Raw genomic sequence first — 12,671 nt, forward strand, 5'->3', positions numbered from 1 at the left:
ATGATGAAACATTTAACTTTTTTAGAATGGTCTATCTGATTTTACTAGCATTTGTCCTTATCGATTTTGCCTTTCAATATTTGGTTTATCATTCACCCCCATTCTTTGGGACAGTTGGCTTTTCCTTTTAATTTTTACTCTGTTTATTCACTTTTGGAGACCTTTGGTAATTCTTGATCTTCTTTTTGGGATAGTTGGAATACAATTTATTCCCATAGTATTTAATACAGGGCTCATTTTACCAGTTATTTTGGTTATGGCGCATAATATTTGTGATTATTTTAAGAACCGATATCATCTCTTAGAAGGAATCCGTAGCGCTTTTTGTAGTTTCTATATCTGGTTATTTGTAATTGTCGTTTTCGCCTTTACTCCAAATCCTCCTGTTCCAATCACTATTGATTATGAAGTTCAGGAACAAGAAATCGTCATTCAAAAAGGATATTTGCTTCATGAAGTATATTATTACCATGAACGAATAAATCCCTTCATTATGAAATCTAAAATCAAGTACGAAAAAGTCATTTAATATAGAAAGAGAGTCCTATGTCCTGTTCCAAATTAATGATTTTAGAGAGTATATTGTATTAAGCTCGAAAGATAATGGCAGATATGCTTTATTTGTATACATCAATCTGGCTCCTTTGAAATACTCAAAAGTAATTCTAGGTCCAAAGGTTACGGATGCAGACTATATTGCTCCTTATCTCAAACTTGCCAATCCTGATATAGAGATAGAAAGCTCGAAAATCCCTTATCGTTAAGTTTAGAAAAAATTAAAGCTTCAAAGAAATTATAATCTTTTTATTAATAAGGAGAAGCAAGTAATGAAAAAAATTTTACTGTTAATTTTCTTCATTGTAAATATTGTCCCTTTATTCTTTATTCTACGTTTTGCCTTCCTTATCTTTACAACAACTTATGATATTTTTCCTGAAGCAAATCAAGCGGAAGTAGAGACAGCAGTAAGAAGAACCCTTGATTTGTATGGTTTTAAAGGAGATATGAAGGTTACGAGGTTTTCTAGAGATAAATGGACTTCTGAAAAATACAAAATTGAATACAATTATAGTGAAGAAGTTGATGGAAGTAGAATCACTGTGAGTCATGCCTTGTTTTATCGTCCAAAGTCCTCAAAATACAATCCCCAAAAGACTGATGAAGAACTAGCCTATGATGGAACTACGAAAACCATGTTACAAGAATTTTCAGACATGGCTCATAAACTACTCAACCAGCATCCTGTCAGTGTCTCTAATAAAGACAAGGTAGAGAGTTTTTTTAAGCAATATGAAAATCCAAATCTAGAATATGTGAATAGTTACTGGAGTGTCGATACTGAATCTGAAAATATCCAAGACTATTATGCTCTCATTGAAAAGAACCGTAAGGAAGGGAAAGCTTTTCAAGGTTTATATGATCTCCCTATTGATGAATTCTTGGAAAAAGAAATGATTAAAGGATACATCATCTATCGCGATATTGTTTTAGAAGAGGGTGAGAAAGATTATTTTGATAGTGAAGGTGGACTGACAGAATTTATTTCAAATGGGATAGATAATGCCGAGTTGCCAGATGCCTTTTATGAGGTTTCTTACTACTATGGTGCTAAAGGATATCGTTCGGGCAGTAGTGTCCCTTTAAAGGTTCAAAACCATAAGATGCTCTATTATGGAAGTAATTTTAACTAAAAATTTTATATGTAATAATTTGTGTTAAAATAATAGACGAGATAATTTAAAAGTGATAGATATTAGTCATTAGTTAGTAGTTTGAATTTAAAGGAGAAATAAATAGTGAAAAATTCGAGTACTTTTAATAAGCTTATTTATATCGTCCTATTTTCCTTACTGATAGCATTTGTTACTGTTCATGTCCTATTATGGTCATTTGGTTTATCATTTACTCCTATTATTTGGAATATTTGGCTCTTTCTTCTAATTTTTACTCTATTTATTCGCTTTTTGAGGTCCTTTGCAATTCTTGATCTTCTATTTGGGATATTTGGACTACAATTTATTCCCATAGCGTGGAATACAGGGCTTTTTGTTCCAATTATCCTCTCTATTTCGCATATTTTTATTTACTTTTTAAAGGGGAAATATCGCTTCCTTGAAGGAGTACGTAGTGCGATTTGTAGTTTTTATATCTGGTTATTTGTAATTGTCGTTTTCGCCCTTATTCCAAATCCTCCTGTTCCAATCACGATTGATTATGAAGTTAGGGAACAAGAAATTGTCATAACAAAAGGATATTTACTTCATGATGTATACTATTATCATGAGTTGATTAATCCCTTTATCATGAAATCTGATATTAAATTCGAAAAAGTCATATAACAAATTAGAAAGTGAGTAAATTTATGTCCCGTGCGCAAGCAACCATTTTAACCAATATCTGTCTGATTGAAGACATTGAAACCCAGCGCGTGGTTATGCAGTATCGCTCTCCTGAAAAGAATCGCTGGTCTGGTTATGCCTTTCCTGGAGGTCATGTAGAAAATGGCGAGGCTTTCGCAGAGTCTGTCATTCGTGAAATCTATGAAGAAACAGGATTGACTATACAAAATCCCCAACTGGTTGGTATTAAAAATTGGCCTCTGGATACAGGCGGGCGCTACATTGTCTTTTGTTATAAGGCGATCAAGTTTACTGGAGCTCTTCAATCATCCGATGAAGGAGAAGTTTCTTGGGTAGAAAAAAACCAGATTCCTAACTTGGATCTGGCCTATGATATGCTACCATTGATGGAAATGATGGAAGCGCCTGATAAGTCGGAGTTTTTCTACCTCCACCGTACTGAAGATGGCTGGGAAAAGAAAATCTTCTAGTCTTTTACTAAATAACCTAGCTGATCCAAGGCCTCCTCGATATAGTGGAGGTCTTGTTGTGTTTCAGCTTCAACAAGGTGGTAATGGATGCCATCCGTCAATTCTGAAAGTGGTCTAAAGTCTGAATTCTCGACTTGTTCTAGAAAATGCTGGACATCTCGACGACAGGTAAGTTTGAGCAGGGTCTCAATTTCTCCATAAACTGGATGGTCAATCAAAGTATTCTGAACACGTCCGCCATTATCTACAATGGCTAGAAGTTCCTGCCCGATTTCTTCCAGTTCATGTTTCACTTTAAAGAGTTTGTGAACGTAGGGGCTGGCATCATTTTCTTTGTAGATATAGCCACGATTGGTGGATAGGATAGGAGCCCCATCTGCTCGAAGAATGGCGATGTCCTGTACAATGATCTGACGAGTGACATGGAAGTGCTCGGCCAAGGTTTGACCATTGAGGGCTTTTGGTGACTCTTTTAAAAGTTTGAGAAGAGCTTGTTTGCGGTCCTTTGTCATAGTTTTTCCTTTTAGCGACGTTTTCGAAGCACTTTATAGACAGCTAGTGCTAATGTATAGTCTACCATACTGTGGATAATTGTGCCAAATCCAACTAGGACAAAGAGGACATAAAACATATTTTCAATGTTTGTCCCTGAGGTAGCATAGAAGATGATACAAGCTAGTACTTCAGCGATAGCATGAACAACACCTAAAACAAAGTTAAAAATCCAAGACGCCTTTGGTTTATCCAAGGTTTCAGGAAATTTTTTCAAGTAAAATGCTCCCAAAGTACCGAAAACAATGTGAGAAAAAGCGCGCAGGACGATAACCATGGGATAGCCTGCCATCAGGAACCCGAGACTAGAAGCGATGATCACAAAACCAGCCATCAAAGGTGATAGGAACATGGCGATAAAGATGGCGATATGACTTCCCAAGGTATAAGAAGCGGGTGGGATGACGATTTTAAAAGGCATAATGATTGGAATCAAAATCGCGATTGCAGTGAGTAGGGCAGTCATGGTCATAAACTGCGTTTTTTTCCGTATATCCATAAGAACCTCCATTTAACTGTATATACACAAGTATAGTACAATAAATAGATAGACATGTCAAGAATTTATTTTGATTTTATTGAAAATTTTCAAAAGTATAGGTGATAGCTTCAAAGGATTTTCATATATTTTCAAAATTTTGAACTACTGACTCCTTGGTAAATAACCATTTATGAATAGAAGATGAGTCTTTACTGGTGAAAACTAAAACTCCACCTTCAAGACTGAAAGTGGAATTATGTTTATTTCTTCAAGGTTTCGAGACGTGGGACAATTGCTACTGTTAGAACTGCAGAGATGACAAGCTCAGCAATTGAGTTTGTAGAAATAACTGTTGCCAGGAGTTTTTGGATATTTCCATCGAAGACATTTCCAAAAAGAAAGAAGATTCCCCCAAGTACAAAAACTGTATTTGTAAGTGAACCGAGAGCACCAGCAATGATGAGACCCGTTCTGTTTTTCAATAATTTATAAACTAGGTAAGGAGTCAGACCAATCAAAATGCGAGGTAGGATGGCGATCATTGCGGAATAGATGTTTCCGTTTGGTACAAAAGGTGAGAATAGATAGCTGGTTGGAAGGATGGTAATCGTGTTAACCGTCAAGCTAAGTAGCCCCATCAAGAAACCAAGTGTAACACCAACTCGTGGGCCGTAAATAATACTAGCAATGATTACTGGAATATGAACGATAGTTGGTTTAATTGGAAATGGGAAAAGATTAAATAGGAGAGAGCTCAAAAAGTGGATAACGAGCATAACTGCAAAAAAGATAGCAATTGGAGCAATGTTAGAGCGTTTGTTCATTGAGAGATTCCTTTATTCTTTCTAAAATAATATCCAGGTCTGCCAAAGCTCCCCTTCCGTAGTCTCGGCAAGCTAGAAGGGATTCTTTAGGATAGATAAGCTTGTAGCCAAATGTTTCTAATGTCTTCAGGTTTGACTGAGTGGCTGGATGATCATACATTTTTGTATTCATAGCAGGAGCAATTAGTTTAGGAATGTTTTGGGGTAAAGCTAACGCTGTACTTGTCACCATGTTGTCCGCAAATCCATGGGCTAGTTTTGCAATGGTGTTAGCTGTAGCAGGGACTACGATAAAAAGATCGGCTTCCTTTCCACGTTCGATATGATTGACTTGATCAGGATAGGGTTCCTGCATGACATCAAGGTGGACTGGATTCTGTGAGAGCACCTGTAGTGTCAAAGGCTGGATAAACTCTCTCGCCGCCTCAGTCATTAAGACAGTGACATCGTGGCCTTGTTTTTTTAAAGAACTGACGAGATCAGATGATTTATAGGAGGCGATGGAACCTGTCACTGCGATCAGAATGTTTGCCATGGCTTTCCTTTCTATGAATCGTATGCTTGAATTTTCTCAAGGAGGAGTTTTGCAATTTCCTCTTTAGTTTGGACAATTTGAAGCTGATCTTTTTCAACAAAGATAGCTCGGTGCTGGTTTGCTGAGATTTGAGTAAGGTCATTTGCTATGATTAAGTCTGCCTGATTTTTGACAAGACTCTGTCTAGCTACCTCAATAAGATGCTCTTCAGTAACATCAACCAACAGTTTGAAACCAATCAGATGAATTGAAGAATTCCACTCTTTGACTAGAGAGATAATCTTGGGTGTTTTTTTCAAAAACAAAACCTGCACCTCATCAGTTGAAGAGATCTTAGCTTGATGATTCTGCTTGCTTAAAAATTCTTCTAAATTGGAGCTAGCCTGAACTTCCTCCAACCCTGTCATATAAACAGGAGTGTAGTCGGACACAGCCATCGAATGGATCAAGACCTGATAATCCGGAACATGCTCTTTCATCTCTAAAAGAAGATCATTCGTATTTTTGATTTCTAGAATGGTTAAATGGGGATGAGGTTCTGGTTTAAGAGCTCTGTTAGTAGTAATCAAACAAACCTCATGTCCAGCAGCAAGTAGGGTTTCGGTGATAATTTTCCCCAAGCGACCCGTAGAATGGTTCGTGATAGAGCGGACGCTATCGATAGCTTCACTGGTACCACCTGACGTAACTAAAATTTTCATAGGACTATTGTACAAAAAAATAAACGGTAAGTAAAATGAAAGCGATAAATTTTTTCTAAAACGAAGGAATACTATAGTCTAAAACTATAAAAGCATATAAAATTTTAAAAAGCACTATTATATCCCCTAAAATATTGATATTTACGAACGTTTTCAGAGTTTAAGGGTGTTAAAAATCTTATTTTGTGTTATAATGAATTATCACATTAGAGGTTAGAGGAGTTTGTTATGAAAACAGATATTGAAATCGCACAGAGTATTGAGCTAAAGCCAATCGTTGATGTTGTAGAGAAACTTGGTATTTCTTACGATGACTTGGAGCTATACGGAAAGTACAAGGCTAAGCTTAGCTTTGATAAAATTCGTGCAGTTGAGAACAATCCAGTTGGTAAATTGATCTTGGTTACTGCCATCAACCCAACTCCTGCTGGTGAAGGAAAATCAACCATTACCATTGGACTGGCAGACGCCTTGAACAAGATTGGTAAAAAAACCATGATTGCCATTCGTGAACCGTCTCTTGGACCAGTAATGGGGATTAAGGGTGGTGCCGCTGGTGGTGGTTATGCGCAAGTTCTTCCTATGGAAGATATCAACCTCCACTTTACTGGAGACATGCATGCCATTACAACTGCTAACAATGCCCTTTCTGCTTTGATTGACAACCACTTGCATCAAGGAAATGAGCTTGGAATTGACCAACGTCGTATCCTCTGGAAACGTGTTGTTGACTTGAACGACCGAGCTCTTCGTCATGTGACCGTTGGTCTTGGTGGTCCTCTAAATGGTATTCCACGTGAGGATGGTTTCGATATTACCGTTGCTTCTGAGATCATGGCCATTCTGTGTTTGGCGACTGATATTGAAGATTTGAAACGTCGTTTAGCAAATATCGTTATCGGCTATCGCTACGACCGTACCCCTGTCTCTGTAGGTGATTTGCAGGTTGAAGGTGCTTTAGCATTAATCTTGAAAGATGCTATCAAACCGAACTTGGTTCAGACAATTTATGGTACACCTGCCTTTGTACATGGCGGTCCATTTGCCAATATTGCCCATGGATGTAACTCTGTTTTGGCAACAAGCACAGCCCTTCGCTTGGCTGACTATACAGTTACGGAAGCTGGTTTTGGTGCAGACCTTGGCGCTGAGAAATTCCTTGATATCAAGACACCAAACTTGCCAACTTCTCCAGATGCGGTAGTCATCGTTGCAACCCTTCGTGCCCTCAAGATGAATGGTGGTGTAGCTAAGGATGCTCTTACAGAAGAAAATGTGGAAGCAGTTCGTGCCGGTTTTGCCAACTTGAAACGTCACGTTGAGAACATCCGTAAGTTCGGTATTCCAGCAGTCGTAGCTATCAATGAATTTGTAACTGATACAGAAGCTGAAATCGTAGCTTTGAAGGAACTTTGTGCCTCAATCGATGTACCAGTTGAGTTGGCTAGTGTCTGGGCTGATGGAGCAGAAGGTGGAGTAGCGCTTGCCGAAACGCTTGTCAAGACAATCTCAGAAAATCCATCCAACTATACTCGCCTATATGACAACGACCTTTCTGTCCAAGAAAAGATTGAAAAGATTGTCACTGAAATCTACCGTGGTAGCAAAGTAAACTTTGAGAAGAAAGCTCAAACGCAAATCGCTCAAATCGTTCAGAATGGTTGGAACAAATTGCCAATCTGTATGGCTAAAACTCAGTATAGTTTCTCAGACAACCCAAATGCACTTGGAGCTCCAGAAAACTTTGAAATTACCATTCGTGAGTTGGTACCAAAATTGGGTGCAGGTTTTATCGTTGCCTTAACAGGTGATGTTATGACCATGCCAGGTCTTCCAAAACGACCAGCGGCTCTCAATATGGATGTTGAAAGTGATGGAACTGTTCTAGGCTTGTTCTAAGATTTAGATGATATTAAAAGAGTTTGGAAATGCTATCCAAGCTCTTTTTCATGTCAAAGAATAACCTCAACTTCATTTGAAAAATACATGTTTTGTAAGCACTGATGAAAATTTTGCTTGTCAAAGTGTTCTCTGTTAAGTTTCTATTTTACCTGATTTCTGATATAATAGAAACATTGACTTCAAGAGTAAGGAAGAGAAAATGAACGCATTATTGAATGGAATGAATGACCGTCAGGCTGAAGCGGTGCAAACGACAGAAGGCCCCTTGTTAATCATGGCGGGGGCTGGTTCTGGAAAGACTCGTGTTTTAACTCACAGAATCGCCTACTTGATTGATGAAAAGATGGTCAATCCTTGGAATATCTTGGCCATTACCTTTACTAACAAGGCTGCGCGTGAGATGAAAGAGCGTGCATATGGTCTCAATCCAGCTACTCAGGACTGTCTGATTGCGACTTTTCACTCCATGTGTGTTCGTATTTTGCGTCGCGATGCGGATCATATCGGCTATAATCGTAATTTCACCATTGTAGATCCTGGTGAACAACGTACCCTTATGAAACGAATCCTCAAGCAGTTGAACTTGGATCCGAAAAAATGGAATGAACGAACAATCTTGGGTTCCATTTCCAATGCTAAGAATGACTTGATTGATGATATGGCCTATGCTGCCCAGGCGGGTGATATGTACACGCAAATCGTGGCCCAGTGTTACACGGCCTATCAGAAAGAGCTTCGTCAGTCTGAGTCCGTTGACTTTGACGACTTAATCATGTTGACCCTGCGTCTTTTTGATCAGAATCCTGATGTTCTGACCTACTACCAGCAAAAGTTCCAGTACATCCATGTTGATGAGTACCAGGATACCAACCATGCTCAGTACCAACTAGTCAAACTTTTGGCATCTCGCTTTAAAAATATATGTGTGGTTGGGGATGCAGACCAGTCTATCTACGGTTGGCGTGGTGCGGATATGCAGAATATCTTGGATTTTGAGAAAGATTATCCTCAAGCTAAGGTTGTTTTGTTAGAGGAAAATTACCGTTCAACTAAAACCATTCTCCAAGCTGCGAATGATGTCATTAAAAACAATAAAAACCGCCGTCCTAAGAATCTCTGGACTCAAAACGCTGATGGGGATCAAATCGTCTACTACAGAGCTAACGATGAACAAGATGAGGCTGTTTTTGTTGCCAAAACCATCGATGAACTCGGTCGCAGCCAAAACTTCCTTCACAAAGACTTTGCAGTTCTTTATCGGACTAATGCGCAATCTCGTACTATTGAGGAAGCCCTGCTCAAGTCAAACATTCCTTATACTATGGTTGGTGGGACCAAGTTCTACAGCCGTAAGGAAATCCGTGATATTATCGCCTACCTCAACCTCATTGCTAATCTGAGTGACAATATCAGTTTTGAGCGTATTATCAACGAGCCAAAACGTGGAATTGGACCAGGAACTGTTGAGAAAATCCGTGACTTTGCTAATATGCAAGATATGTCTATGCTAGATGCTTCAGCCAACATCATGTTGTCTGGCATCAAAGGAAAAGCAGCCCAGTCTATCTGGGATTTTGCCAATATGATTCTGGATTTGCGGGAGCAACTGGATCAATTAACCATTACAGAATTGGTTGAGGAAGTTTTAGAAAAAACTGGCTACATGGATATTCTGAATGCCCAAGCGACCTTGGAAAGCAAGGCTCGGGTTGAGAATATCGAAGAGTTCCTATCTGTTACTAAGAATTTTGACGACAATCCTGATAGTCAAGAAGAGGAAACAGGTTTAGATAAACTCAGTCGTTTCTTGAATGACCTAGCCTTGATTGCCGACACAGATTCTGGCAGTCAGGAGACATCTGAAGTAACTTTGATGACACTCCATGCAGCTAAAGGACTGGAGTTTCCGGTTGTCTTTATCATCGGGATGGAGGAAAATGTCTTTCCTCTTAGTCGAGCAGCTGAGGATCCTGATGAGCTGGAAGAAGAACGTCGTTTGGCCTATGTAGGTATCACGCGCGCTGAAAAGATCCTCTATCTGACCAATGCCAACTCTCGCTTGCTTTTCGGTCGTACTAGCTATAATCGTCCAACACGTTTCATCAATGAAATTAGCTCTGACTTGCTTGAATATCAAGGCTTGGCTCGTCCAGCTAATACTAGCTTCAAGGCATCTTATAGTAGTGGTGGAATTGCCTTCGGTCAAGGAATGAGTTTGGCTCAGGCGCTTCAAGACCGTAAACGCAAGGCTGCACCAAGCTCTATCCAGTCAAGTGGTCTCCCATTTGGTCAATTTGCAGCAGGCGCAAAATCAGCGTCTAGCGAGACAAATTGGTCCATTGGTGATATTGCCCTTCACAAGAAATGGGGAGAAGGCACTGTTCTGGAAGTGTCAGGTAGCGGTGCTACGCAGGAACTAAAAATCAATTTCCCAGAAGTGGGGTTGAAAAAGCTGCTTGCTAGTGTAGCTCCAATTGAGAAAAAAATCTAATTATCCATCCTTCTCACGAATAATAAAGTGAGGAGGATTTTTATGTACAGTATTTCATTCCAAGAAGATTCACTTTTGCCGAGAGAAAGATTGGTTAGAGAAGGAGTAGAATCTCTGAGCAATCAAGAATTGTTAGCTATACTACTCAGAACGGGAACGCGTCAGGCAAATGTTTTTGAAATTTCCCAGAAAGTCTTGAACAGTCTCACAAGTCTAACTGATTTGAAAAAAATGACCCTGCAGGAATTGCAGAGTCTGTCTGGTATTGGACGCATTAAAGCCATTGAACTACAAGCAGTGATTGAACTGGGGCATCGCATTCACAAGCATGAAACCCTTGAGATGGAAAGTATTCTCAGTAGTCAAAAGCTAGCTAAAAAAATGCAACAGGAACTTGGTGATAAAAAACAAGAGCACCTAGTGGCGCTCTATCTTAATACTCAAAATCAAATCATTCATCAACAGACCATTTTTATTGGAACTGCGACACGAAGCATTGCTGAACCACGGGAAATCCTTCACTATGCCATCAAGCATATGGCCACTTCTGTGATTCTCGTTCATAATCATCCATCAGGCGCTGTATCACCTAGCCAAAATGATGATCATGTAACCAAGTTAGTAAAGGAAGCCTGTGAACTGATGGGACTGGTATTTCTGGATCATCTGATTGTCTCGCATTCCGATTACTTTAGTTACCGTGAAAAGACGGATCTGATTTAAAGTTCGTTTACGACATAGTCAAACAATGTTTTATCCTTGGGGCGATTTTCAAATAGAAATTCTGGATGCCATTGAACACCAAGATAAGGGAAGCCATCTGTAGTTGTAACAGCCTCGATTATCTCATCCTTGGGATCAAAGGCCACAACCTTTAAATTTGGGGCCAAATCCTTAATGCTCTGATGGTGGAAGGAGTTGATATGAGAGATTTCTCCGTAGATTTCTCTGAGAACGGTATCTGGTTCGGTAGCAAGGCGTTGTGTTGTGTATTCGGCTGAACAGTCCTGCCAGTGGTCTTCGATATCTTGATGAAGTGTGCCTCCCATGGCGACATTGAAAAGCTGGGTACCTCGACAAACAGAGAAGACTGGCTTTTTCTGCTTAATGGCTTCCTTGATAAGAGCTAATTCAAACTGGTCTCTTTGAAGGTGGTAGTCATCGCTGTCAATTGTTTTGGGTTCACCATAGAATTTTGGATCGACGTTTTGCCCACCTGTTAGGATGAGTTTATCAATCATCGTGATGTAATGGCTTGCCATTTCTTGATCACCAATCGGTAGGATGATTGGAATTCCACCAGCGTTCTTGACCCCTTCAACAAAGCTTTTTGCTGCATAGCTCATCATGATGTCATCATCTGGATGAGCTTTTTCATTTCCTGTAATCCCAATAACTGGTTTATTCATAAATGCTTTCGCTTTCTAATCCTCTTTCCGCATAAAATAGAGGAGGGTTTGGAGTTCACTTGTCAAATCGACATACTGAACGACCACATCTTTTGGGAGGTGAAGGTGAACAGGGGAAAAGCTGAGAATGCCTTTTATACCTGCATCGACCAAAAGATTGGCAACTTCTTGTGATTTAACACTTGGAACAGTTAGGATAGCAGTTTTAACATCTGCGTCCTTGATCTTTTCCTTGATTTGAGATATACCATAGATGGGAATCCCGTCAGCAGTCTGAGTACCGACTTCAGGATGGTCATCCAGGTCAAAGGCCATGATAATCTTCATCTTGTTGCGCTCATGGAAACGGTAGTGGAGAAGGGCATGCCCCATATTACCAATCCCAACCAACATAACATTGGTGATAGAGTTATCATTAAGGAGGTCAGCAAAAAATGTCATCAGTTTTTTGACATCATAGCCAAATCCACGACGTCCAAGTTCACCAAAGTAGGAAAAATCACGGCGGACAGTCGCAGAATCAATACCAATGGCCTCTGCAATTTGCTTGGAGTTGGCACGTTCAATTTTTTCTGCATGAAATCTCTTGAAGATTCGATAGTAGAGAGAGAGTCTTTTTGCTGTTGCTGTTGGAATAGCAGACTGTTTAATTTTCACAAAATCACAACCTTTCTATTCTTCTATTTTATAGAAACATTGTGAAAAAATCAACAAAAACTAAGAAAATTCTTAGTTTTTGTCTGAAAAGTTAGTTTGTGATAGAAAACGATAGAGATTTCCGACTAATCCTCGGTAGATTGCTTTATCATTGAGGGTTAGTGAGGTTACCAAAAATGTATCAGGTATGGTCACGCATCCTGATAGGGCTAGCATAAGCTCTTCGTAATCGGCAAATTCAAGTGTGCGTTCTACTTGATAGCTATCTTTATATGTGAGATGATACATA

15 protein-coding genes and 1 pseudogene are annotated in these 12,671 nt (G+C 39.4%); 8 read left to right on the top strand and 8 right to left on the bottom strand.

Annotated elements, in window-relative coordinates; genetic code table 11:
• Positions 1–256 precede the first annotated feature (256 nt).
• From HT680_RS09115 to HT680_RS03290, 5 genes and pseudogenes are all read left to right on the top strand, one after another.
• A complete protein-coding gene (locus tag HT680_RS09115) occupies positions 257–529 on the top strand; it encodes a hypothetical protein (RefSeq protein WP_240146449.1) in 273 nt (90 codons plus the stop codon).
• Positions 530–563: 34 nt separating this feature from the next.
• Positions 564–764: pseudogene (locus HT680_RS09120) on the top strand (hypothetical protein); the annotation flags it as partial.
• 63 nt (positions 765–827) lie between these two features.
• The gene (locus tag HT680_RS03280) at positions 828–1,691 is read left to right on the top strand and encodes a hypothetical protein (RefSeq protein WP_173258207.1); all 864 of its coding nucleotides are present in this window, start codon (positions 828–830) and stop codon (positions 1,689–1,691) included.
• A gap of 105 nt (positions 1,692–1,796) precedes the next feature.
• A complete protein-coding gene (locus HT680_RS03285) occupies positions 1,797–2,339 on the top strand; it encodes a hypothetical protein (protein WP_173258209.1) in 543 nt (180 codons plus the stop codon).
• Between the two features lie 23 nt (positions 2,340–2,362).
• Positions 2,363–2,830, top strand: coding sequence for an 8-oxo-dGTP diphosphatase (locus HT680_RS03290; RefSeq protein ID WP_173258211.1), 468 nt, complete (start codon positions 2,363–2,365; stop codon positions 2,828–2,830).
• Here the strand turns inward: HT680_RS03290 and HT680_RS03295 are convergent.
• The 5 genes from HT680_RS03295 to coaB all read right to left on the bottom strand — a co-directional run bounded on the left by HT680_RS03295 (position 2,827) and on the right by coaB (position 5,923).
• The gene (locus tag HT680_RS03295; RefSeq protein ID WP_173258213.1) at positions 2,827–3,342 is read right to left on the bottom strand and encodes a transcription repressor NadR; all 516 of its coding nucleotides are present in this window, start codon (positions 3,340–3,342) and stop codon (positions 2,827–2,829) included. The genes HT680_RS03290 and HT680_RS03295 overlap by 4 nt on opposite strands.
• A gap of 11 nt (positions 3,343–3,353) precedes the next feature.
• A complete protein-coding gene (locus tag HT680_RS03300; protein ID WP_173258216.1) occupies positions 3,354–3,881 on the bottom strand; it encodes an ECF transporter S component in 528 nt (175 codons plus the stop codon).
• A 242-nt stretch (positions 3,882–4,123) separates the two neighbouring features.
• A complete protein-coding gene (locus HT680_RS03305; RefSeq protein ID WP_173258218.1) occupies positions 4,124–4,687 on the bottom strand; it encodes an ECF transporter S component in 564 nt (187 codons plus the stop codon).
• Positions 4,671–5,222: a phosphopantothenoylcysteine decarboxylase gene (coaC, locus tag HT680_RS03310; protein ID WP_173258220.1), complete on the bottom strand. Its 552-nt coding sequence runs from the start codon at positions 5,220–5,222 to the stop codon at positions 4,671–4,673. Before coaC ends, HT680_RS03305 begins: the two co-directional genes overlap by 17 nt.
• An 11-nt stretch (positions 5,223–5,233) precedes the next feature.
• Entirely contained in the window at positions 5,234–5,923 is a 690-nt protein-coding gene (gene coaB / locus HT680_RS03315) for a phosphopantothenate--cysteine ligase (protein ID WP_173258222.1), read from the bottom strand.
• A gap of 228 nt (positions 5,924–6,151) precedes the next feature.
• Here coaB and HT680_RS03320 point away from each other — a divergent pair, with 228 nt between their 5' ends.
• From HT680_RS03320 to radC, 3 genes are all read left to right on the top strand, one after another.
• A complete protein-coding gene (locus HT680_RS03320) occupies positions 6,152–7,822 on the top strand; it encodes a formate--tetrahydrofolate ligase (RefSeq protein WP_173258224.1) in 1,671 nt (556 codons plus the stop codon).
• A 202-nt stretch (positions 7,823–8,024) separates the two neighbouring features.
• Positions 8,025–10,316 carry a DNA helicase PcrA gene (gene pcrA / locus HT680_RS03325; protein WP_173258227.1) on the top strand — a complete coding sequence of 764 codons (2,292 nt, stop codon included), beginning with the start codon at positions 8,025–8,027 and terminating at the stop codon, positions 10,314–10,316.
• 42 nt (positions 10,317–10,358) lie between these two features.
• Positions 10,359–11,039, top strand: a complete 681-nt coding sequence (gene radC, locus HT680_RS03330; RefSeq protein ID WP_173258229.1) for a DNA repair protein RadC — start codon at positions 10,359–10,361, stop codon at positions 11,037–11,039.
• Here radC and HT680_RS03335 read toward each other — a convergent pair.
• The 3 genes from HT680_RS03335 to HT680_RS03345 form a co-directional block, all read right to left on the bottom strand.
• Positions 11,036–11,725 carry a gamma-glutamyl-gamma-aminobutyrate hydrolase family protein gene (locus HT680_RS03335; protein WP_173258231.1) on the bottom strand — a complete coding sequence of 230 codons (690 nt, stop codon included), beginning with the start codon at positions 11,723–11,725 and terminating at the stop codon, positions 11,036–11,038. The two genes, radC and HT680_RS03335, sit on opposite strands and share 4 nt — an antisense overlap.
• Positions 11,726–11,740: 15 nt before the next feature.
• On the bottom strand, positions 11,741–12,382 hold the full coding sequence (locus HT680_RS03340) for a redox-sensing transcriptional repressor Rex (RefSeq protein ID WP_173258232.1): 642 nt from the start codon (positions 12,380–12,382) through the stop codon (positions 11,741–11,743).
• A 72-nt stretch (positions 12,383–12,454) separates the two neighbouring features.
• Entirely contained in the window at positions 12,455–12,670 is a 216-nt protein-coding gene (locus HT680_RS03345; RefSeq protein WP_173258234.1) for a DUF4649 family protein, read from the bottom strand.
• Position 12,671: the final 1 nt, after the last annotated feature.

This window comes from Streptococcus sp. 5905, from assembly GCF_013276505.1.
Classification (GTDB): domain Bacteria; phylum Bacillota; class Bacilli; order Lactobacillales; family Streptococcaceae; genus Streptococcus.